This is a genomic window from Rhodonellum psychrophilum GCM71 = DSM 17998 (assembly GCF_000381545.1).
Classification (GTDB): domain Bacteria; phylum Bacteroidota; class Bacteroidia; order Cytophagales; family Cyclobacteriaceae; genus Rhodonellum; species Rhodonellum psychrophilum.
Genome location: NZ_KB906673.1, coordinates 441489 through 463614 on the forward strand (window position 1 = coordinate 441489; position 22126 = coordinate 463614).

At 42.3% G+C, this 22126-nt stretch carries 19 protein-coding genes and 1 tRNA gene; 7 read left to right on the forward strand and 13 right to left on the reverse strand.

Annotated features, from left to right (window positions below; all coding sequences use genetic code 11):
* Positions 1–21 precede the first annotated feature (21 nt).
* Positions 22–1356, reverse strand: coding sequence for a 4Fe-4S dicluster domain-containing protein (locus F824_RS0102135; protein ID WP_019596199.1), 1335 nt, complete (start codon positions 1354–1356; stop codon positions 22–24).
* A gap of 102 nt (positions 1357–1458) precedes the next feature.
* On the opposite strand from F824_RS0102135, the gene F824_RS0102140 reads away from it, so the two are divergent.
* The 6 genes from F824_RS0102140 to F824_RS0102170 all read left to right on the forward strand — a co-directional run bounded on the left by F824_RS0102140 (position 1459) and on the right by F824_RS0102170 (position 4966).
* Positions 1459–1531, forward strand: a tRNA-Phe gene (locus tag F824_RS0102140).
* Positions 1532–1976: 445 nt separating this feature from the next.
* Positions 1977–2465 carry an RNA polymerase sigma factor gene (locus F824_RS0102150; RefSeq protein WP_019596200.1) on the forward strand — a complete coding sequence of 163 codons (489 nt, stop codon included), beginning with the start codon at positions 1977–1979 and terminating at the stop codon, positions 2463–2465.
* The gene (locus tag F824_RS0102155; protein WP_019596201.1) at positions 2455–2886 is read left to right on the forward strand and encodes a hypothetical protein; all 432 of its coding nucleotides are present in this window, start codon (positions 2455–2457) and stop codon (positions 2884–2886) included. The genes F824_RS0102150 and F824_RS0102155 overlap by 11 nt, the downstream gene beginning before the upstream one ends.
* Positions 2887–2888: 2 nt before the next feature.
* Positions 2889–3422 carry a DUF4252 domain-containing protein gene (locus F824_RS0102160; RefSeq protein ID WP_026333446.1) on the forward strand — a complete coding sequence of 178 codons (534 nt, stop codon included), beginning with the start codon at positions 2889–2891 and terminating at the stop codon, positions 3420–3422.
* A gap of 38 nt (positions 3423–3460) precedes the next feature.
* Positions 3461–3943 carry a DUF4252 domain-containing protein gene (locus F824_RS0102165; protein ID WP_019596203.1) on the forward strand — a complete coding sequence of 161 codons (483 nt, stop codon included), beginning with the start codon at positions 3461–3463 and terminating at the stop codon, positions 3941–3943.
* Between the two features lie 432 nt (positions 3944–4375).
* The gene (locus F824_RS0102170) at positions 4376–4966 is read left to right on the forward strand and encodes a hypothetical protein (RefSeq protein WP_019596204.1); all 591 of its coding nucleotides are present in this window, start codon (positions 4376–4378) and stop codon (positions 4964–4966) included.
* 241 nt (positions 4967–5207) lie between these two features.
* On the opposite strand, the gene F824_RS25450 is transcribed toward F824_RS0102170, so the two are convergent.
* The 7 genes from F824_RS25450 to accD form a co-directional block, all read right to left on the reverse strand.
* Positions 5208–6458, reverse strand: a complete 1251-nt coding sequence (locus F824_RS25450; protein ID WP_051107535.1) for a pseudouridine synthase — start codon at positions 6456–6458, stop codon at positions 5208–5210.
* An 865-nt stretch (positions 6459–7323) separates the two neighbouring features.
* Complete coding sequence (gene murQ / locus F824_RS0102180; RefSeq protein WP_019596206.1) at positions 7324–8130, reverse strand: N-acetylmuramic acid 6-phosphate etherase; 807 nt, start codon at positions 8128–8130, stop codon at positions 7324–7326.
* Complete coding sequence (locus F824_RS0102185) at positions 8127–8969, reverse strand: N-acetylglucosamine kinase-like protein (RefSeq protein WP_019596207.1); 843 nt, start codon at positions 8967–8969, stop codon at positions 8127–8129. The genes murQ and F824_RS0102185 overlap by 4 nt, the downstream gene beginning before the upstream one ends.
* Before the next feature lies 1 nt (position 8970).
* The gene (locus F824_RS0102190; RefSeq protein WP_019596208.1) at positions 8971–9201 is read right to left on the reverse strand and encodes a cytochrome b5 domain-containing protein; all 231 of its coding nucleotides are present in this window, start codon (positions 9199–9201) and stop codon (positions 8971–8973) included.
* The gene (locus tag F824_RS0102195) at positions 9202–10353 is read right to left on the reverse strand and encodes a formimidoylglutamase (RefSeq protein ID WP_019596209.1); all 1152 of its coding nucleotides are present in this window, start codon (positions 10351–10353) and stop codon (positions 9202–9204) included. It abuts the gene before it with no gap.
* A gap of 88 nt (positions 10354–10441) precedes the next feature.
* Entirely contained in the window at positions 10442–11746 is a 1305-nt protein-coding gene (nqrF, locus tag F824_RS0102205) for an NADH:ubiquinone reductase (Na(+)-transporting) subunit F (protein WP_019596211.1), read from the reverse strand.
* A 142-nt stretch (positions 11747–11888) separates the two neighbouring features.
* Complete coding sequence (gene accD, locus F824_RS0102210) at positions 11889–12731, reverse strand: acetyl-CoA carboxylase, carboxyltransferase subunit beta (RefSeq protein ID WP_026333447.1); 843 nt, start codon at positions 12729–12731, stop codon at positions 11889–11891.
* Positions 12732–13026: 295 nt separating this feature from the next.
* Between accD and F824_RS0102215 the strand changes: the two genes are divergently transcribed.
* Positions 13027–14661 carry a carbon starvation CstA family protein gene (locus F824_RS0102215; RefSeq protein WP_019596213.1) on the forward strand — a complete coding sequence of 545 codons (1635 nt, stop codon included), beginning with the start codon at positions 13027–13029 and terminating at the stop codon, positions 14659–14661.
* A 41-nt stretch (positions 14662–14702) separates the two neighbouring features.
* Here F824_RS0102215 and F824_RS0102220 read toward each other — a convergent pair whose 3' ends face one another.
* From F824_RS0102220 to nusA, 5 genes are all read right to left on the reverse strand, one after another.
* The gene (locus tag F824_RS0102220; protein WP_019596214.1) at positions 14703–15815 is read right to left on the reverse strand and encodes a hypothetical protein; all 1113 of its coding nucleotides are present in this window, start codon (positions 15813–15815) and stop codon (positions 14703–14705) included.
* Between the two features lie 531 nt (positions 15816–16346).
* Positions 16347–16892, reverse strand: coding sequence for a hypothetical protein (locus tag F824_RS0102230; RefSeq protein WP_026333448.1), 546 nt, complete (start codon positions 16890–16892; stop codon positions 16347–16349).
* A gap of 293 nt (positions 16893–17185) precedes the next feature.
* Positions 17186–17443, reverse strand: coding sequence for a hypothetical protein (locus F824_RS0102235; RefSeq protein ID WP_026333449.1), 258 nt, complete (start codon positions 17441–17443; stop codon positions 17186–17188).
* A 262-nt stretch (positions 17444–17705) separates the two neighbouring features.
* Complete coding sequence (gene infB / locus F824_RS0102245) at positions 17706–20810, reverse strand: translation initiation factor IF-2 (RefSeq protein WP_019596219.1); 3105 nt, start codon at positions 20808–20810, stop codon at positions 17706–17708.
* Between the two features lie 67 nt (positions 20811–20877).
* Complete coding sequence (gene nusA / locus F824_RS0102250) at positions 20878–22125, reverse strand: transcription termination factor NusA (RefSeq protein WP_019596220.1); 1248 nt, start codon at positions 22123–22125, stop codon at positions 20878–20880.
* Position 22126 lies beyond the last annotated feature (1 nt).

A 22126-nucleotide genomic window follows, 5' to 3' on the forward strand; every position in this document is an offset into this window, starting at 1 on the left:
GCTATCTTTTTTTGCTTCTGCTTATTTGATTTCCTCTTCTTTCAGCTTATCTGCCCAATTGAAGCGGTCTGTTGGGGCAAATTTCCAAGGAGAGAAACTCGTTTCCATATTTTGGAACATGGCATTCCATTGCGCAGGTGTGCCGGATTCTTCCATGGCCACATATCTTCTAAGTTGAAGAATGATGGAAAGCGGATCGATATTGATTGGGCAGGCTTCCACGCAGGCATTGCAGGAGGTACAGGCATTGATCTCCTCTTTGGTGATAAAGTCGCCCAAAAGGGACTTTCCGTCGTCAAGGCCAGGTAGGCCAGCATCGATGTTTTTGCCGACTTCTTCCGCCCGGTCCCGAACGTCCATCATGATTTTTCTTGGAGAAAGTTTCTTCCCCGTGATATTGGCCGGGCACTCAGACGTGCAGCGACCACATTCCGTGCAGCTGTAAGCATTCATGACATTGACCCAACTCAAGTCATTGATGTCTTTGGCGCCAAATCTCCCGATTTCAGCTGGAGGATCCTGTGTGGTTTCTGTTGGGATGCCCAGCATCATGTTTACCTCATTGGTGACCTCAGGCATATTTTGCATTTCGCCTTTTGGTTTCAAATTGGAGTACCAGGTGTTTGGGAATGCCAAAAAGATATGGAGATGCTTGGAATAGGTAATGTAAACCGAGAATGCCAAGATGCCGATAATGTGAAACCACCAGGCAAATCGCTCAATAAAAACCAAGCTGCCGTCTGACATGCCCTCAAAAAGGGGATGAAGCAGGCTGCTGAAGAATAATCCTTCCAACAGTACATAATGGTCATTGCCCCTGGCTGCAAGAATCTGGTCAGTGGCATTCATGCTCAAAATGGCAAGCATCAATACGATTTCGATGATCAGGATGAGATTGGCATCCAATGCCGGCCAGCCTTTCAACTCAGGTTGTGTCAATCGTCCAACTTTCATTACATTCCTTCGAATCAAAAAGGCCACGCAAGAAACCAATACGGCTATGGCCAAGAATTCGAAAATGTTCATCGCCACAGTATATGTGGATCCCAGAAGTGGCGCAAAAATTCTGTGGGAGTTAGTGATGCCGTCTATGATAAACTCCAAAACCTCGAGATTGATGACGATAAAGGCCACATAGATCAGCAGGTGAAGGAATGCGGGAATGATTCTCTTAAACATCTTCTTTTGTCCCAGGGCGACAAGAAGCATGGTTTTCCATCGTTTATCTGGCTGATCGTTAACGGTCTCTGCTTTTCCAAGGAAAATATTTCTCCTGAGGTAAGTGATCCTTTTGTAAAGGACAAACCCTGCCGCTGCAAAAATCAGGAAAAAAATCAGTTGAGGTAAAATGCTCATATTGATTGGATTAGTATTTTATTGTTGATTTTGATGTATTTTTTTGTAGAAATGATTTGCAGAAATAGAACTATTATCTACCTTTGCATCACTTTAAAACGGGGTGATGTAGCTCAGTTGGTAGAGCATCGGACTGAAAATCCGTGAGTCGGTGGTTCGAGCCCACTCATCACCACGAAAGGCCTTGAAGAAATTCAAGGCTTTTTTTATGCTTTTTAATTTGGGATTCATTTGGGTCTTTGTCTTCATTTGAGGTCAAATTTACACTGCAAAGTAATAAATAGTAGGCATGCATACTATAATTGACCAACAATTTAAAATAATTCTAAGTTGATCAAGTTTTGTCTTCCAATATACACATATTCCCAAAATAGAAACCGGAAGAAGGGCTGAGGGTTTCCTGCATTGTGGTTTTTTACCTAAATATTCCATCTCGTTTTGGTCATGCGTTGATTTTCAACTCGAAAATCAAGTTAAGAGATTCCGAAAAATAAATCTCTAAGGCCATTTTTTTCGGCATTGTCCTGCTTCCAACAGTACTTGAGCGTGTATTTTGGTGGAATGCTGTTTATTTTTCAAATTACTGTAACATTTTCAATTCCCGATCATCACCTACCTGAATGAAAACTTTTTTTGAAGCGCATATCTGGACACTCAGGGGTAAACTCTATCGCATGGCTTATCTCTGGGTAAAGGAAAAGGAAGTCGCCAACGATCTGCTGCAATCGGTTTTCGAGAAGGCTTGGCAAAGAAGGGAGGCGCTTCAAAAAATGGACAATCCGACAGGTTGGATGGTAAGGAGTCTGAAAAATGAATGTCTCCAGCATTTCAAAGCTTCCAAGAAATTTGAACCCTTGAATGAGGAGGAGCGGGAGGAAGAGGTTTTGGAAGTGCAGGAGACCGACGAGAAGGTTAAAATGGTCTTCCAATTCTTGGAAACCTTGCCTGAGAAACAAAGGGAGATTTTCCAACTTAGGGAAGTGGAGGGCTTGATGTATGAAGAAATAGGAGAGTACTTGGAAATCAGCCTCGAGCAGGTGAAAGTCAACCTTCACCGAGCCAGAAAGACATTACGGGAATTTTTGATGCAAAAGAAAAATGAAAGATAGGTTAGAGAAATTGTTGGATAAATACTGGGAGGGGGAAACTTCTCTTGAAGAGGAGAAAGAGCTCAAAAACCTGGTTTCCCTTTCCGACGGACATTTGGAGGAAAAGGAGTTCTTTCTCGGAACAAAAGCGATAGCGGAGCAAGAGCCAGTCCTATTTCCGATGCCGGGAAGCCGTTCACTAATTTTCTCGAAATGGATGAAAATTGCCGCAGTATTGGTTTTCTTCCTCATTTCCACGACGGTGATTTACAAAATGGAAATGCAAAGGGCAGAAAAAGAAGCGTATGAACAGGTGATGCAGGCATTTGCCTTGATCCAAACCAACATGCGCAAAGGAACTGAAAGCCTTGAATTGATGGGCGATTTTAAGCACCTCAGCACGACCCAAGAAATATTCAACATTAAAGACCATAAGGAATGAAAATGAAAAAAATTATCGGTTTGTTCTTGTTTTTCCTGACGCTCAGCGGCGCACAGGCACAGGACGACGCCATCGTAAATTTCTTTTCCAAATACATGGAGGATGACCGGTTTTCCCGAGTCTACATCAGTTCCAAAATGATGCAGATGGCAGGTGGCTTTCTCAAGTCGGAGGGTCAATCCTCCGATAAAGATGTAAAGGATCTCGGGGTATTGATCAGCAAAGTGAAAGGAATTAGGATTTTAAGTGCTGAAAATACGAATGGAAAGCCCCTATACACCGAGGCTTTAAGCACCCTGTCCAAAAATAAATATGAGGATTTGATGGATGTGGCCAACAAGGATTCCAATACCAAATTTATGGTGAGGGAAGAGAATGGGCTTGTCAAGGAGTTGCTGATGATTTCGGGTTCGGTCGATAGTTTCACCCTGCTGAGTATGTTGGGCAACTTCACATATCAAGATTTGAATATTTTGGCAGACAAAACCAATATGCCGGGCATGAAAGAGTACAAGGACGGAAAGGGAAAAAAGTAAGAAGAAATTCGCACGTTTAATTTTAAATCAAAAAACTCATGAAAAAGATCATTTTGTTACTGGCATTTGTTGGCTTGGTGATGGCTGTCCAAGGCCAAAGTAAAAGTGTGGAAACACTTTTTCAAAAACACAAGAACAATCAGGAATTCTTCCATCTGGATATTGGAGGGAGTTTTTTGGGCTTTGCCGAAGGAATGAAAATCAAAATGGACCATGGACACAAAGAGGCTTTGGCAAATTCCATGGAAAGGATCAAGTTTTTCAAGCTTCCCACCAATGCAGTAACCGCAAAGGCAGATTTCCTAGCCCTTCAAAAAGGCTTGGAAAGGGAGCGTTTTGAGCTTATGATGGAGGTGAGTGAGAAGCAGAGCAATTTTACGGTCTACACCAAAGGAGGCAGTAGAATCAACGATATCGTAGTTTTGCTAAAAGACAAAGAGGGGGATTTCCTGGTATTCGAGCTCAAGGGAGATTTTGACTCCAAAACCGTCGCTGAGGCTGGAAAAGGCATAAAAAAATAAAAAACACACCGGTGTTTATCATTTTTAACAAAGGCAGGGCTCAAATTTAGCCATGCCTTTGTTTTATTTTAATATTTGTGGATAAGTGGGGATTAAATTTTTTTAACGATGTAATAATTATTGAGAACAGAATATTATTTTCCCTAAACCCTTAATTGGCTATTCTAATTCTTTTCGGAATCGTTATCATAGAAATTTTATGCGATTATTGAATCATTAATGAATGCGTATATATGTTACGTAAATGGCAATAAATATTAATTTTTATTAATTTATTTGCAATTGATTTTTTAGTGTCTTATGTTTGTATCGAAGTCTTCCAAAAGATTACTTCATCCCCCAAAGTAACCGGCCTCCTTTTAAACATTCGGGATTCTCCCGATCGAGGTCTTCCAAAAACAGAATTTCTTAAACCTACTAAATATTGCCATTATGAAACTATTCGTTGCATTGCTCATTGCATTTGGCGTTTCAGGAAGCGTCATCGCAAAAACACAGGATTCAGACGAATCTACGAAAGCCACAGTATCCCTAAGAAAAGTGGATGCCAACAAAGTACAGTTGCTGTACGGGTCTGTTCCTGATGGAACGGTGATGGTCAAGATTTTTGACGAAACCAAAACACTTGTTCAAAAGGACAGAATTCTAAACAAAGTAGCCTTTTCCAAGTATTATGATTTCTCCAATATCAAGCCCGGTAAATACCTAGTAGCGGTATATGACAATTCCGGAGAAGTTGACCATTTGGACTTGGACCTTACCAAAGAGGCAAACGCCCCAGTGGTTTATTCCAAAATTGAGAAAATGGAAGGCAATAAATACAAGGTCCTAGTCAATGCGCTGCTCGCTTCTAACATTTCCCTCTTTATTTATGAAGGTGATCAACTGATTCATGAAGAAAAATTGGAAAACTCCACGGGATTTCAAAAACTATACGCATTCAAAAATACAAAGGTGGGTTCTAAATTGGAATTCTTCGTCAAGACGGACAATGGTTTTTCCGAGATGATCGCAGTACGTTAATTTGACACTAAAAATGTATGATGGTTCCTTACGGGGCTTGACGCTGCAAAAAAAGTCAGACGATTTCGAGAATAGTGCGAGGTACCGATACGGTGAAGTCAAAAACAGGAAACGAAGACTGAATAGTAAGTAAATTCAAGCCGGAATGAAGTTGGAATCGCAGTATATAAGTTAAAACAAAATCAATAGCATAAAAAAAAGGCCTTCCGATTTCCGGAGGGCCTTTTGTGTTTTCAGTTTTTTATTTGAAAAACTTAAGATTGATCACTTCTTTTTCGGTTAGGAATCTGTATTTCCCCCTAGTCAGGTCTCTTTTGGTCAAGCCGGCATAGGTAACCCTGTCTAGTCCAACCACTTCGTAACCAAAATGGGCGAAAATCCTTCTTACGATCCTGTTTTTTCCTACGTGGATTTCCAAGCCAAGAATGGTTCTGTCTTTGGACAAAACCTGCATGTCATCCACCTTTACATCACCGTCTTCCAGCGTAATTCCAGCCAAAATGGCTTCCTCATCATTCGCCGTGATCGGCTTATCCAAGGTTACTTGGTAGATTTTCTTGATTTCGTTGGATGGATGGGAAAGCTTTGCGGCCAATTCCCCATCATTGGTAAACAACAAAAGTCCAGTCGTGTTCCTATCCAAACGGCCTACAGGGAAAACCCTTTCCTCGCAGGCATTGGAGATCAATTGCATCACTGTCCTTCGATCCATGGGATCATCCGTAGTGGTGATAAAGTCCTTTGGTTTGTTAAGCAGAATATAAACCGGTTTTTCGGGATTGATGGATTTTCCGTTGTAGGTGATGAAGTCTCTTCTCTCTACCTTGAAACCCAATTCCGTAACCACTTCACCATTCACTCGGATATCGCCTCTTTCGATCAAGCTGTCGGCATCCCGTCTGGAGCAAATTCCTGAATTCGAAATGTATTTGTTGAGCCTGAAGACATCGGTTTCCTTGTTGGGACCGGTTTTTTTCTCTAGCCTTTCCATGTTGTACTTTGGCGTAGGGATGGAATCTTCCAAATCCGGTTGTCTGTTGAATCTTCTTTTAGGAGCTGCTTTGCTTTCTATTTCTGATTTTCTTACCGTTTCAAACAAGGGTTTCTCATCCCTTCCGCGACCTTTATAAACCGTGGTGAATTCGGTCGGGTTTGACTCAGGAGTGGAAGATTTTCCACCAAAATCAGATCTGTTTTGATCAGATTTTGTGCCACGATCGAATTTTGAATTTCTATCGAAACCTTCGTCACCTTTAGGACTTCTGTTTTCAGACCTTGAATCGCTGTTGTAATCCCTCTTTCCTCCTCTGTCTTTGCTTAGCGGACCGAAAGGCTTTTTATCTCCCGAATCGTATCTTTTTTGTCCTTGGTCAGAACGTCCGGATTGGGGTTTTGAATTTCTGTCAAAATCACCGTCCCTTTTTGGCTTTCTGTTTTCAGACCAGGAATCTGAGTTGTTTCCAGTATTCCTACCGCCCCTGTCTTTGTTCAGTGGGTTGAAAGGTTTTTTGTCACCAGAATCGTATCGCTTTTGACCTTGGTCACTACGGCCAAATTGAGGCTTTGATTTTCTCTCAAAACCCTCATTGTCTTTGGAATTTCTGTTGTCAAATCTAGAATCAGAACCAGAATTTCTTCCAAGATTCTCTTTGTTGAAAGCCTTCTTTGCTCCGATATCATGTTTCCTAGGTCCTTGGTCGGATCTTCCGGCTTTTGGATAGGGCTTTCTTTCGAAGGCATCATTGCTTTTTGACTTTTTGTTGTCAAATCTCGATTCCGAAGTGGAACCAAATTTCTTTCCGATACTTTCTTTTGTGAATGGGTTGTAGGGTTTTTTGTCGCCCGCGTCATTCTTTCGTGGTCCTTGGTCGGATCTTCCCGCTTTGGGGTAAGCCTTTTTTTCGTAACCATCATTGCTTTTTGGCTTTCTACTACCGAAACTGGATTCTGAAGAATAATCAGATTTTCCGGTACTTCTTCCCTTTTTGGGATTGCCTGCGGGTCTTGGGGTGCTTGGACCCTTTCCGACTCGATTTCTACTGTTGTCTTTTTTCATAATGTATGCAACATCGCTGCTGTATTTGTTTTTCCCGAAGTACAAGGCTCAACCTTAAGTCCTTGAATTTTAACGGGGTGCAAAGATAACAAATACTTGTCACATTATTTCATAATTCTAAAAATGGCCAAAAATAAGAGCATGGATACACCCTTGTTCGCGCGATTCGAATTTTCCTCCTGGGTCTTCAACACAAAAGACCTATGCCGTTTTTGTGCGCGCTATTGTTTCAAAAAAGTCAATGAAAAGATATTCAGGGCACTCTTTGTGAGGAGTATATGAAATCCAAGGCCTACTTACTTCACTTTTGGTGAAAAGCATCCACTGCGGCTCTTACGGAGCCATATTGATGAAGCATCGATTCTGATTTTTCTTTGTCGAGCCCAGTTGCCTCCATGATCATCCTGGCACCCCTTTCCACCAATTTTTTGTTGGACAATTGCATGTCCACCATTTTGTTTCCCTTAACCTTGCCCAGTTTGATCATCACGGAGGTAGAAATCATATTCAGGACAAGCTTCTGGGCTGTGCCCGCTTTCATCCTCGTGCTGCCCGTGACAAATTCCGGTCCGACAACCACCTCCACGGGAAAATCTACAGCCGCAGCCAAGGGGCTATTGGTATTGCAGGTGATGCAAGCAGTCAAGAGTCCCGCGGCTTTTGCGGCCTTAACACCTCCGATCGCATAAGGAGTAGTTCCGGAAGCGGCGATGCCGATCACCGTGTCCTGAGCATTGAATCCGTGCTGTTGAATGTCTTGCCAGGCCTGCTCAAAATCGTCCTCGGCATGTTCCACTGCTTTCCTGATGGCGGTGTCACCTCCTGCGATAATCCCCAAAACCAGGTCATGCGGGACCCCATAGGTGGGAGGACATTCCGATGCATCGAGAATGCCCAGTCTTCCGCTTGTTCCTGCCCCAATATAAATCAACCGACCTCCCTTTTGCATTCTTGGAATGATTCCTTCCACCAAGGATCCAATGGACGGAAGAGCCTTTGCGACAGCATGCGCCACTTTTTTGTCTTCCTCATTGATGTTTTGTAGGATTGTTGCGACGTCCATTTGTTCAAGGTTGTCGTATAGGGAAGAGCTTTCGGTAGTATTCATAGCATTTTCTGATGAAAGAGTGTGAGTCCAGCAATGGGGCCTTCAATGATGATATTGACTTTTATTCCCGCATCAAAAGCGGCACTTCTTAGGATTTCACTGTTGTAATAGGCAACGGAACCCACGAAACTGACGGGTTTGTCTTTGTAACCCTCGTATTTGGCAACGTATTTTTTGAAAAAATCCTGAAAGGAGTTGTAATAAAGCATGTAGCAATAAGGATCTGCTTTGTTTTCCGAAATGAACCGGCAGAAACTGGCCATGTATCTCCCCGGAAATGGTCTTTGGTACACATTTTCAAGGATGGTTTGGTAATCCAGTTGAAAATGATCAATGACCTTTTCTTTTAATTTCCCAGGCATTTCGTCATGGATAAAATCTTGGAGAAATTGACGGCCGATGTAAGCCCCTCCTCCCTCATCACCCAAAATATACCCTGGAGCTGGTCGGTTGGCAATGATGAATTCTCCATCATAATCACAACTGTTTGAACCGGTCCCCAAGATGCAGGCGATACCAGGCTGATCTGAGCAAGTTGCTCTTGCAGCCGCCATCATGTCATGATCCACGTTGATCTCGGCATGTTTGAAAATGCTCCTGAGTGCACTTTCCACGTGTTTTCTGTTTTTTGGAGAGGAGCAGCCGGCTCCATAGTAATAGATTGTTTCGACCTCGTCTCTCAAGTCCAGCAGGAAATCCTGTCTGAGATCGTTGGCCATTTCCTCGGAGGTTTGGTAATTTGGATTGAAGCCAATACCCCTGAATTGGCCAATCTGGCCGTTTTTGGCAATTACCCGCCAGTCTGTTTTGCTCGCGCCACTATCCGCAATCAATATCATATTATTCCTTAAGTTGTCCTACAGACATGAATTTCTTAAAAACGTTTTCTGTATGCGGGGCATCCGCAATCTCATCGGTAAGGTCCTGACCTGCCCAATGTTCATAATGTTTGCCGTTTTTCCACATCTTGGAATCGGTCACGTCATATATTATCCCTTTGTAAGCCACCCAAATTTCTGGTTTGTCTTGTCCATTTCTGAGGGCAAGTTGTTGCTTGGTGAACAACTTCATTTAGAAAAGCTTAAGTTGGGCATTGATCCATCGTTCGGGGATTTCTCCGGATTGCGCCATCTGATAATCTTTGTAACTGCATGGAATGATGCTGACCCTTTCAAATTTACCCTGCGTGGTTTGTGGGATTTCCATCCACCATTTTTCACTGAGTTTGCTTTTGAAAAAGATGATGGTTGAAGGATTGGAATCCAAGGATACGGTATATTTGATATAATCATTGCTTTTGAAGGAGAGGCTGTCTTTCCGGTCGTAAAAGCCCTCGATAAAGTACCAAACCATGGTTGCGATGACGGCTGCGGTTTTGTTCCTGTTGTCATCGTAGTAAGGCTGATAGCCATAGATACCGATGGAACTTAGTTTTTCATTCATTCCCGCAAATCTGCAAATCTGGCAAGCTTCCTCGCCAGTCATCCCAAAGGGTTGGGCGTCCACGGCACCGGGAGCATCCGCGGAGTGGATGGCACAGATGTCAAAGCTCAGCAAATCGGCATTTCTAATCAAAGGCTCGATTTCCTTGAAATTCCCCCGGAGATTTCCCAACCTGACATGGTCAAAATACAGTTTCTCCAAGGCATTGATCAGCTCGGGATCCGCCAAAAAACTCTGGTATCCTAAGTGACTGTAGTTGAAAAGGAAGTTGGGTTGGTGAAGAATAATGTCCTGCGAGTGAATTTCGTGAGGCAACCCCTCATCTTCCATGTCTATCTTTGCATCCACGGTGACCATGCTGACCATCTTTTTGAGCCCTTGATAAGAAAGATATTGCCCAAGATCCAAATCATGTGATCCCCCCATGTAAACAGGAAGAATCTGTTTTTTCATCAAATATTCCCCGACATTCTGAAGGATTTTTATGGACTCCTCCAATGTATCGCCTACCATCAAGTCCCCTAAGTCGGCGATTTTATAATGGGATTGGCCTTTTTTCAGATGGTAAAGTTTTTCTCTTATTTCTGTTGCCGAACGTTCTACACTATCGGAATTCTTCATCCCCCTTTTTTCCTTCAATCCGATCAGAGCGATCTGGATCCCTTTGAGATCAGGGAAGGTCTCACTGTGGACATGAATGAAATTGTAAAAGGAATTTTGCGCAAATTTTTGTTGCGTAATCTCCTCAGCAATGGGTTCAAAGAATAAATCAAGGTTCATAATATTGGCTTAGAAAGAATCAAAAATAAGCAAATTAATGGCAGGGCAAAAAAAAAGTCCCGCAAAGGCGGGACTCAATTTTCTTTTATTAACCTCCGAAATCATCGAATCTGATGTTTTCCTGAGGAATTCCTAAATCTTCCAAGAGTTTCAATACCGCTGCGTTCATCAAAGGAGGACCACAAAGGTAAAATTCTATTTCATCTGGTTCAGGATGATTCTTCACATAGTTGTCATACATCACTTGATGTATAAATCCAACATAACCATCCCCTTCGGTGTCGTCAAGTGATTTGTTCACTTTCCAATTGTCTTCCGGAAGCGGTTCGGAAAGTCCTACATAGAACTTGAAATTCGGAAAGTCTTTTTCAATTTCTCTGAATTGATCTGTGTAAAACAATTCTTTTTTGGACCTTCCTCCGTACCAATACGAAACTTTTCGGCTGGTTTTTTCGGTGTGGAAAAGGTGGAAAATGTGGGATCTCAACGGGGCCATTCCTGCGCCACCGCCGATATAAATCATTTCCCTGCCAGTTGGATTGATGTGGAATTCACCATAAGGGCCAGAGATGGTGACTTTGTCACCTGGCATGCGTGAAAACACATATGAAGAACAAACTCCAGGATTCACATCCATCCATTTGTTATTTGCCCTGTCCCAAGGTGGGGTGGCGATACGAATGGTCAGCATGATGATATTTCCTTCTGCTGGATGGTTGGCCATGGAGTAGGCTCTGAAAAGCTCCTCGTCATTTTTCATGACCAAATCCCAAAGGCCAAATTTATCCCAATCGCTTTGGTATACATCCTTTGGATGGCCAAGATCAGGATGTGGCGTAATGTCAATCCCTTTGAAATTAACAGTGATTATAGGAACATCTATCTGGATATATCCTCCGGATTCAAAATCCATCGTTTCTCCCTCTGGGAGCTTCACTTTGAATTCCTTGATGAATGTGGAGACGTTGTAATTGGAGATAACTTCGCATTCCCATTTCTTAATTCCAAAAATCTCTTCCGGAATTCTGATTTTCATGTCTTGTTTCACCTTTACTTGACAGGAAAGTCTGACATGTCCTTGCTTTTCGGCACGGCTGAGGTGACCCACTTCTGTAGGAAGCACTTCTCCACCACCTTCTTCGACTACGCACTTGCACATGGCGCAAGTTCCGCCACCGCCACAAGCGGAAGGAAGGAATATTTTTTTGTTTCCAAGCGTGCTCAACAAAGTTGATCCTGCAGAAGCGATGATAGGATTGCTTTCGTCGCCATTGACGATGATCCTGACATCACCCGAAGATACCAATTTGGACTGTGCAAAAAGGAGGATGAAAACAAGTAGCAAAATGATTATTGTAAATGCTACAATTGAAGTAATAATTACTGAACCCATTTAATGTTGTTTTTTACTTTAATTTTTTCAGTATTAAGCCCCAAACTTGGGAACACAAATATATTTAATAATCAGTATAACTGGCCAAAATGCGGTTGAATTTTGACTTTATCTTTAGGATTTGTTACAAATCTATAACCAATTAATTGTTCAAGAGGTTTAACAAAGTTGTCAATCTGTTTTTCAACTGCCTTCTATCGATGATGAAATCAAGAAATCCATGTTCCAAAACAAATTCTGCACTTTGAAATCCTTTGGGTAAATCCTTCCCTATTGTTTCCCGAATTACCCTTGGACCGGCAAATCCGATCAATGCACCTGGCTCGGCAATGTTAAAATCCCCAAGCATGGCATAGGAGGCCGTGACGCCGCCTGTTGTTGGATCGGTCAAAAGTGAAATATACGGGATGCCCGCTTTGTTCAGAAGGGCCAGTTTTGCTGAGGTTTTAGCCATTTGCATCAAACTGAATCCTGCTTCCATCATTCTCGCCCCTCCGGATTTGGAAATCATCAGGAAAGGGACCTTATTTTTTAAGGAATAATCGATAGCTCTTGCAATTTTTTCTCCAACAACGGCACCCATGGAACCACCGATAAAAGCAAAATCCATACAACCTACTACAAGGTCCAGTCCATTGATTTTACCTACAGCGGTACGGACGGCATCGTTGAGCTCGGTTTTTTCGATCGTGGCTTCCACGCGTGAACTATAAGGTTTTGTGTCCACAAATTTCAATGGATCTGCGGATTTCATCCCTGCATCCATTTCGGTGAACTGATTGTTGTCGAACAAGATCTCGAAATATTCCTTGGAACCAATCTTTACATGGTAATCATCGTCAGGGCAAACAAATGAATTGTTTTTCAATTCTCGGGTATGGACGATATTCCCTTTTGGGGTCTTGAACCATAATCCATCAGGGGTGTCTTTTTTTTCCTCGGTGGAAGTTTTGATTCCTTTATCTGTTCTTTTAAACCAAGCCATATGTTTCATTCTTATTGAACCCTGAAGGATGGCTTCAGGGATTACAAATTTATAGGTATTATCCATTAAATAAAATACAACTGCATAAGTTGGGGAATAGGTTTGCGTTTTAGGAGACGCTGAGTGGTTTATATCCTTCCAAAATGGTCTCCTAATCTGTGTATTCCAAGATATCAAGACATCGGCTGCAGAGAATACTCCTCGCAAATTTTTTTACCAAAGTTCTGAAAACCATTTGTATTAATTTGGAACAAGGGGATATTCAAGAGTAAATTCGTGAAACAAAAGTAAATACATGACCTTACTCACCCTTTTGATTTTGTCGGGAGTCATTTTGGTTTCCGCATATTTTATTTACGGAAAATATGTTTACAATAAATTCAAACTTACCGATACCCGAAAGGCACCCTCACATACACATCGGGACGGGATTGATTATATCCCGAGCAAACCCATTGTGGTATTGGGCCACCATTTCGCCTCCATTGCGGGAGCGGGACCAATAGTTGGGCCGATCATTGCCGTCACTTTTGGCTGGATACCTGCAGTGATCTGGATTTTGGTGGGCGGTATTTTTTTTGGTGCAGTGCATGATCTTGGGAGTATGGCGGCATCGCTCAGAAACCAAGGGAAATCCATTGGCGTGATTATCCAAAACAACATTGGCTATAAAGGAAAGCAACTTTTTATCATTTTCAGCTTCTCTACCCTAATCCTCATTATTGGGGTTTTTGCAGATATCATTGCCAAAACCTTTGTGAGCAATCCCGGTGTGGCCTCTGCTTCAATTCTGTTCATTCTTTTGGCATTGGCTTTTGGGCTTGTAAATCGATTGGTGGGAGATAGGAAATTGGCTTTTGTGGTTATTTCAATCATAGGGATCGTTCTGATGTATTATTTTGTTTATCTGGGGATGCAGATTCCCTTTGCATTGGATTATCAAACTTGGGTTTATCTGCTATTGATCTATGCTTTCTTTGCTTCCGTCACGCCCATTTCCACGTTGCTTCAGCCTAGGGATTATCTGAACAGCTTTTTGCTTTATGGGTTGATTCTTTCTGCGGTGGTCGGGGTATTTATCGCCAATCCGGAAATTGTGATGGACAATGAAGTTCATCTGAGTTCCGAAAATCTAGGGTATATTTTCCCCGTTCTTTTTGTGACCATTGCCTGCGGAGCCATCAGTGGTTTTCATTCACTGGTTGCTTCCGGAACCACCTCCAAGCAGCTGGATAAGGAAAGCGATGCGAAAATCGTTGGTTTTGGGGGGATGTTGATCGAGTCTTTCCTGGCGATCATCGCGGTAGGGGCGGTGATTGTGATGAACAGGGCGGATTATTTAAGTGGAATGGTCACCGATGGCCCCGTCCCGTTATTTGCCAATGGATTGGGCAACATGATTTCTTCCATGGGAATTCCTGTGGATTTTGCCATTGGCTTTGTGGCTCTGACAGTTTCCGCTTTTGCCTTGACTACTTTGGATACTTGCACGAGATTGGCAAGGTTTACCTTGCAGGAATATTTTGAAGATGTAAAAAATCCCGTGGCTGCCAAGATTTCCCAAAACAGATACTTATCCACCACCGTGGTGGTCATCCTTTCTGTCATGCTTTTGGCCTCGGGAGGTTTTACCACGCTCTGGCCGATTTTTGGGTCTGCCAATCAACTTTTGGCGGCATTGGCATTGTTGACGATTGCGGTTTGGCTGATAAAGCAAAAAATCAACGCGACATTTGTGATGATTCCCATGTTTTTCATGTTCACCGTCACACTCACCTCTTTGGGCCTGTTTGCTTGGAAAAATTTTCAAGATGAGATTTTTATTTTAGCAATCATTGCCGCACTTTTATTTGTGCTTTCGATTTCCTTGATCGTGCTGGCTGCCAAAAGTTTGAAAACGGAGATCAATAAACCAGAAATGGTCCATTGATCTCCGTTTTTTATTTATCTGAGAAGGAGGAAATCTGGCTATCAATCCAATGAATTGAATACTCCTTTATCCTTCTTGATGATCCTCCAAGCCAAGCTGACATTGACTAAATAGTCGGCAAAAGCAGCATCTCCGTGTCTGAAATTTTCTGGAGTGGAATCTGCAATATCCGCCAAGCTTCTGGTTCTGTTTCTGACCAATGCGATGGGGATATTAATTCTTGTCGTGAAATTTCCTAACATATAACTGAGACCTGGATCCACTGAAACCACATAGCCTGGTCTTCTGAATCCATCGCTGTCTCCTACAAGATCCTTCACAGGAATACCTTCGAGCCTTCCACCTAAAGACAAGCCCAATCCATGGACAGCAGCAATAGGCTTGAAGACCCCTGTTCTGAATGCAAATTGATCGGGCACGCTCATGATTGCTTCGCTTGGCCTTCTGTTGGTGAGAGTACCATTTGTATTCCTTGGATTGAACATATAAAAACCATCATAATACAAGAAGAAATTTTTCGGAAAATTCCATACCCCTTGGGCATCGATGATCAGTCCCAAACCGCCATCTCCCAATTGGATGGATTGATCCACTGGCCTCTCCTCCGGACTTCCACCTGGTCCGACATTGTAAAATGTGCTTTTTGCGTTGTAATCACCCGTTGGCAATTTCAGTCCAAAACCAATGGCAGTATTTCCTTTTCTGGCTTTTTCACCCGAAAACAGCCAATATCCCGCACCGATTCTCATGTCCGCGAGACCGCTTGAATAGGTCATATGCCTTTCGGTCCTTCCATGTTCATATAAGGAGCTCCTCTCATTGTAGGCAAAGGGCAAAGATAGGATTCCATAGACTCTTTCTGAAAATGCGTAGCTGACATTGAAGTCCACACCGTGTGACCAGTTGATCACCTCTGTGTTGTTGGTTATTCTGTCCGGCTCTTCATGGGATCCGCGAAAATGCCGAAAGGATTTGAAATAGCGATAATTGGTACTGATGTTCCATTCTCCTTTTTCAATCGCATTGCCTTGACCGACGGCATTGCCAATTCCTGAGAATTGTCTAATGGCGACACAGCCTTGAGCAACACTTTTACCACAATGAAGGAGCAATGCAATGGAAAATAGGAGTGTGTATTTGTATGTGTTTTTCATGATTTGAAATTTTAGAGAGTTTATAAAGTGCCATTTCTGGCTTTTTTAAAGTCGGTTTGTGCTGCTTTTTTCTTTGGGTCAACACCAAATTTAAATCAAAGCGAAAACCGATTCCACCATAAAACCTGAAAAAAAGCCGCTTTTTGAGTCGTTTTTTTTAAAGGAATTGCATCAAAGGGAAACGATCTAGGATTCGTGTCCAGGGGAAGATTTGGTCAAACCCCTTCAACCATCTCCTCTTATCCATTCCATTTTCGCTAAGACAGAAAAAGGCGGGGATCGACTGGTCTATGGTTTTTTTGAATTAATCCAATGCTTCCCAAGTTTTTCAAAAGAGGTGTTTTTGGTTGAATCAAAAACAAATTTCGAACTTTGGAATTATTTCAAGGCTTTATTTCCGCCGAATGAAAACCGCAGAGATACACATCTATTTGTTTCAAGCCATTTGGCCATAGACATTTAGGATGACCTACAGAGATACAAGTATTGACACCGGAAACCTTTGCGAAAGGAATAAAACCCAGAAAAAAATCAACCCAACTCTGGGGGGGGTGTATTCAGTTTGAAGGAATAATCTTGGTATGGCAAAAAAATGAATCCAATAGGCATTTTCTCAAAAAAGGGAGGGATGCCTAAGGAATATGTGTGAATAGGTTGTGTATAGTCCTTGACAAAATTCTTGGCAAAAAGTGTGTTCTGACCATTTTCAGTTCCATCATCAGCGATCAATGAACTGATCCATTGTTTGATGGTATTGTCCAAAGTCCTTTTGGCAGTATCCGAAACATAGATGACCTGCAAGGTATCGTTGGTGTATCGCTGCTTGATGACCCTATAATGCTGCCCAGCTTTTTCGAAGGAGGTATTTGTTGCCTGAAAATCTTCTTGATTTGCCATGTAGGGAATGGAAAGTGGGATTTCCATAAGGTAGTGTTCAATCCCTTCTTGATCTTGGCTAAATATTCTTTCTGACCAACTGGATTCCATTTGCATCCTAAAAGAAAAATAGAACACATAATACCCAAAGTGGTAGGATGCAAAACAGCATAGAAGTAAGATGGCAATACCTTTTTTCAACAGTGTATAATTTTAAAAAATAAATATAGTAAAAAATATTATTTTAAAAGACTTACAGGTCTTTTGATTAAAACCCTTTTTATGCATTATCAATTCTATTCCGGCCTGGAATTGGGTAATAATCAGTCGGTTGTTTACTTTTTTAGACTTAACCCTATTGAGCTATTCATGATGGTGTAAATAGTCTGATTTTCGTGTAGTTACAGTCTTATTGGGAAGCCAAACGCATATACCATCTAACTTACCTCAAGTTAGCTGCTTTGCGTTACTTTTCCGCTGTCTTAGAATTCGGGTTAAAACGTACAATTCCCCATTTCTAAGGGTATTCCATCGATGGAAACCAAATCATCCAATCTCAGTAGAAACCCATTTTCTCCAAAGAGATATTCAATCCCATCCAGCAGTTTAAGATCTAAGATTTTGGTAGAAACCAATTCGGTGGAATCGCCATTTTTATAGGTGATGGCGCAGGTTTTTTTTGTGGTGGCCCATGCTTCCAGTCGGTCGTAATAGCCACAATTGATGGGGATATATTTTCTTTTACCTTTCATGGAATGTGTCATTGGACCAACAAAAGTAAAACAAAAAGGAAAAGAAAAATTGTTCCGTAGATGCGGATAACTTTGAGTCGGTTGAAACGATCAAAAAACCAAAGTACAAAAACCGGTCGGATCAGACCCATGACCAGGGAGCCCAAAGACAATAGCACTCCAATTTTTAGAAATAGAATCAATGCCGAATACATAATGAATTATAAGACAAAAGGAACAGCTTGTGGCCATTCCTTTTGTTTATTGATATTTGAAATTCAAGTTATTTTTTTCGTTTTACTTCTTTCATGAAATAACCTTCAATTGTATCTCCGATCTCAATGTCGTTGAAGTTCTTGATGGAAATACCACATTCGTAACCCGCTTTCACTTCAGCTACATCATCTTTGAATCGCTTCAATTGATCGATATGGCCATCGAAGATGACAATACCGTCTCTGATTACGCGGATTTTGTTCTTTCTGGTAATAAAACCATCCGTAACATAAGATCCTGCAACAGTTCCGATTTTCGTGATTTTGAAAACCTCTCTCACGACGATGTTACCGGTGATTATTTCTTCAAATTCAGGTTCCAACATTCCTTCGATGGCATCCTTGATTTGATTGATCGCATCGTAGATGATGGAATAATGTCTGATTTCGATTTCTTCCTGTTCGGCCAGCCTTTTTGCATTGGTGGAAGGCCTTACCTGGAAGCCAATAATAATGGCATCAGATGCAGAGGCAAGTAGAACATCCGATTCGGAGATCTGACCCACACCTTTATGGATGATATTGACACTCACCTCATCTTTGGAAAGTTTCAACAAGGAATCGGAAAGTGCTTCGACTGATCCATCCACGTCACCTTTGATGATGATGTTAAGTTCTTTGAAGTTACCGATGGCAAGTCTTCTACCAATTTCATCCAGTGTGATGTGTTTCTTGGTTCGCATGCTCTGCTCCCTTTGAATCTGCTCTCTGGAATTGGCGATTTCTCTTGCTTCTCTTTCTGTGTCGTAAACTTTGATGATATCACCGGCCTGTGGAGCACCGCTCAATCCAAGTACTTGGACAGGAGTGGATGGTCCCGCTTGCTTAACTTTTTTGCCCGTATGGTCAAACATAGCCTTGACACGGCCATAGTGCTGACCAGCAAGCATGATGTCACCAACTTTCAATGTTCCCGCTTGGACCATTACCGTGGATACATATCCGCGACCTTTGTCCAAAGCGGCTTCAACGACTGTTCCTTGGGCATTTTTGTTTGGATTGGCTTTCAATTCAAGAATTTCAGCTTCCAACAATACCTTTTCGAGAAGGTCATCAATACCTTGTCCGGTTTTGGCAGAGATATCTTGGGACTGGTATTTTCCACCCCATTCTTCTACCAAGAGATTCATATTGGCCAATTCCTCCTTGATTTTGTTTGGATTGGAATTTGGTCTATCGATTTTGTTTATCGCGAATATCATTGGGACGCCAGCCACTTGCGCGTGGTTGATGGCTTCCTTGGTTTGTGGCATGACGTTGTCATCCGCCGCAATTACAATGATCGCCACGTCGGTGATTTTGGCACCCCTTGCCCGCATCGCGGTAAAGGCTTCGTGACCTGGAGTATCCAAGAATGCGATTTTGTTTCCGTCTTTGGTCATTACATCGTAAGCCCCGATGTGCTGGGTGATTCCACCTGCCTCATCGGCTGTTACTTTTGCGGTACGGATATAATCCAGTAAAGAAGTCTTTCCGTGATCGACGTGACCCATAATGGTGACGATCGGCGCCCTAGGAACTAATTCTTCAGGAGTGTCGAGCTGAATGGTTTCATTTTCTTCCTCATCGGATTTGGTGAACTCCACTTCAAAGCCAAATTCGTCGGCGATGATGGTGATCGCTTCGGCATCCAACCTTTGGTTGATGGAAACGAACATTCCCAAGGACAAACAAGCTGAAATCACATCATTGACAGAAACGTCCATCAAGGAGGAAAGATCATTTGCCGAAATAAACTCAGTTACTCTTAAGATCTTAGTATCCTCTGTTCCTTCCTCTACATCACGGGTTCTTTCAGAACGTTTGTCACGTCTGTTTTTTGATTTTCCACCACCAGATTTTCCGCCTCCTTGCAATCTTGCAAGGGTTTGTTTGATTTGGTCTTGGATTTCTTTTGGTGTAGGTTCAGCTTTTTGGAATCTACCTGCACCACCATATGGAGCACCTGGACGAGCGCCAGCCTGTCCTGGAGGACGAGCTTGAGCAGGTCTGCGTTCTCTTGGTGGTCCTCCTGGTTTTGGTGGAGGGCTACCAGGGGTTCTTCTTGGCGGCTGACCTGCAGAAGGGGTGCCTGGTGTTGCTGGTTTTCCAGCTTCTCCGGGCACATTTTTATCAATTCTTTTGCGAAGTCTTTTCTTTTTGTCTTTGCCTTTTTCGTCAGAAGAGGCTACCGGCTTCCCTTTCTTCTTGCTCTTGTCATCAGGCAATTCAATTTTCCCCAAAACGGTGAGCCCTTTTAAGGATTCAGCCCTTGCAGAAATAACCTGTGTGGGAGCAGGTGTTTCTACTATTGGGGGTGTGGAGAGAACTGGTTTTTCGATAGGTTTAGAAACGATAGGTGCTGGTTTGGCAGCTGCGACTTGAGGTTTCGGCGTGTATTCTCTCCTTGGTTCAGGCTTAGGTGTAACGTGTTCAGGTTTTACAGCCTTTTCTGATGGTGGAGTCACCGAAGCCTTTGGTGCTACAGGTGGTTTTTCTTGTTTTGGTTCTTCCTTTTTCTGGGCTTGCGGCTCAGGAGTCTTTTCAGGTTTGGCTTCTATTGCTTTTTCGGGCAAAGGCTCAGGAGTTTTCACAGCTTGAGGTTCAGCGATGACTTTCTCCTCTTTTGGTTTTTCAACGATTGGTGCGACTGCTTTTTCAGCTGGAGGTAGTTTTTCTTCTTCCTTTTTTGGTTGCGCTTTTTTCGGATTCAAATCAATTTTCCCGAGAACGGTTATGCCTTGAAGTTTCGGAGCTTCCGGGACAATTTTCTTTTCTTCTGGGACTGGAGTGATTTTTTGTTCTACAGATACAGGAGGAAGAGGTTTTGCAGGTTCCGGTTTTGTTTCAACTGGAGGTGCAGGTTTTTTTTCTTCACGCGTGTCTGATTCAGCTTCTATTGTGAACGACTCATGGTGTCGTTTCCCGATGGAAAGGTGAGAAGCCTCTTCTTTTTCCTGTGCCGAGGACCTGAACTCCTTTGCCAACAGGTTGTATTGCTCCGTATTAATTTTGGAGTTTGGATTATTTTCTACTTCAAAGCCCTTTTTTGCCATAGATTCAACTATCGTAGATATCCCTACGTTAAGTTTTCTGGCTACTTGGCCCAATCGCATCGTTTTTTCTTCTGACATACGCTAAAACCTCTTTCTAAATACTTTTGCAAATATAAGGCCTATTATTGTCTAATTCGGCCTTTATTTACTGTTCAAATTCCTGTTTTAATATTTTAAAGACTTCCTCAATCGTTTCCTCTTCAAGTTCGGTTCTTCTCAAAAGATCTTCTTTGGTAAGGGACAACACACTTTTAGCTGTGTCCAAACCAGTCTTTTTCAGTTCTTTAAGGACCCAGCCTTCAATTTCATCTACGAATTCGTTCAGATCTACATCCTCTTCTTCTTCATAGTCACTTAACTCTCTAAATACATCTATTTCATAACCAACCAATCTGCTGGCCAGTCTGATATTGAATCCTCCCTTGCCGATGGCCATGGAAACTTGATCAGGTTTCAGAAAAACAGAAAGCCTTTTCTCGTCCTTGTTGACCTGAATGGAGCTGATCTTTGCTGGACTCAAAGCCCTGCTTACATAAAGATCAAGGTTATCGGTGTAATTGATGACATCGATGTTCTCATTTTGTAATTCGCGAACCACTGCATGGATTCTGCTCCCCTTCATTCCGACACAAGCCCCTACAGGATCTATCCTGTCATCATAAGATTCGACAGCTACTTTTGCACGCTCCCCTGGTTCTCTTACGATTTTTTTGATGGTGATGAGTCCATCATACACTTCAGGTACTTCATTTTCAAAGAGTCTTTCCAAAAACATTGGGGAAGTTCTGGACAAGATGATCCTTGGATTCCCATTGAGCATCTCCACTTTGTGGACAATGGCCCGGGCAGAATCCCCTTTTCTAAAACGATCTTTCGGGATCTGTTCCGTCTTTGGAAGGATCAATTCATTTCCTTCAGAATCCATCAAGAGTACTTCCCTACCCAAAATCTGATAGACTTCGGCAGAGATTATTTCACCAACCAGCTCTTCGTATTGGTTGAAAAGGAGATCCTTTTCAAGATCTTTGATTTTCTGAATCAGGGTTTGTCGCGCCATCGTAACAGCTCTTCTTCCAAATTCTTCCAATTCTATTTTTTCGTAGACTTCTTCACCAACTTCAAAATCGGGCTCGATTTTACGGGCATCGCTGATGCTTATTTTGTCAAAATCCCAAATATCCTCGGAATTGTCGTCGACAATTTCACGGATCCTCAAAATTTCAAGATCTCCTTTGTCGGCATTGATGGTAACATCAAAGTTTTCATCGGTCTCGAATTTTTTGCGAATCATCGCTCTGAAGACATCTTCCAGAATGCGGATCATGGTTGGACGATCTACATTTTTTGATCTTGCAAACTCTGCAAATGATTCTATAAGAATTTTAGCATCCATT

Bases quoted from the DNA above. Each gene is read 5' to 3' on its own strand.
- F824_RS0102135 (WP_019596199.1), bottom strand. From the start codon at position 1,356: ATGAGCATTTTACCTCAACTGATTTTTTTCCTGATTTTTGCAGCGGCA.
- F824_RS0102150 (WP_019596200.1), top strand. From the start codon at position 1,977: ATGAAAACTTTTTTTGAAGCGCATATCTGGACACTCAGGGGTAAACTC.
- F824_RS0102155 (WP_019596201.1), top strand. From the start codon at position 2,455: ATGAAAGATAGGTTAGAGAAATTGTTGGATAAATACTGGGAGGGGGAA.
- F824_RS0102160 (WP_026333446.1), top strand. From the start codon at position 2,889: ATGAAAAAAATTATCGGTTTGTTCTTGTTTTTCCTGACGCTCAGCGGC.
- F824_RS0102165 (WP_019596203.1), top strand. From the start codon at position 3,461: ATGAAAAAGATCATTTTGTTACTGGCATTTGTTGGCTTGGTGATGGCT.
- F824_RS0102170 (WP_019596204.1), top strand. From the start codon at position 4,376: ATGAAACTATTCGTTGCATTGCTCATTGCATTTGGCGTTTCAGGAAGC.
- murQ (WP_019596206.1), bottom strand. From the start codon at position 8,130: ATGAATACTACCGAAAGCTCTTCCCTATACGACAACCTTGAACAAATG.
- F824_RS0102185 (WP_019596207.1), bottom strand. From the start codon at position 8,969: ATGATATTGATTGCGGATAGTGGCGCGAGCAAAACAGACTGGCGGGTA.
- F824_RS0102190 (WP_019596208.1), bottom strand. From the start codon at position 9,201: ATGAAGTTGTTCACCAAGCAACAACTTGCCCTCAGAAATGGACAAGAC.
- F824_RS0102195 (WP_019596209.1), bottom strand. From the start codon at position 10,353: ATGAACCTTGATTTATTCTTTGAACCCATTGCTGAGGAGATTACGCAA.
- nqrF (WP_019596211.1), bottom strand. From the start codon at position 11,746: ATGGGTTCAGTAATTATTACTTCAATTGTAGCATTTACAATAATCATT.
- accD (WP_026333447.1), bottom strand. From the start codon at position 12,731: ATGGCTTGGTTTAAAAGAACAGATAAAGGAATCAAAACTTCCACCGAG.
- F824_RS0102215 (WP_019596213.1), top strand. From the start codon at position 13,027: ATGACCTTACTCACCCTTTTGATTTTGTCGGGAGTCATTTTGGTTTCC.
- F824_RS0102220 (WP_019596214.1), bottom strand. From the start codon at position 15,815: ATGAAAAACACATACAAATACACACTCCTATTTTCCATTGCATTGCTC.
- F824_RS0102235 (WP_026333449.1), bottom strand. From the start codon at position 17,443: ATGAAAGGTAAAAGAAAATATATCCCCATCAATTGTGGCTATTACGAC.
- infB (WP_019596219.1), bottom strand. From the start codon at position 20,810: ATGTCAGAAGAAAAAACGATGCGATTGGGCCAAGTAGCCAGAAAACTT.
- nusA (WP_019596220.1), bottom strand. From the start codon at position 22,125: ATGGATGCTAAAATTCTTATAGAATCATTTGCAGAGTTTGCAAGATCA.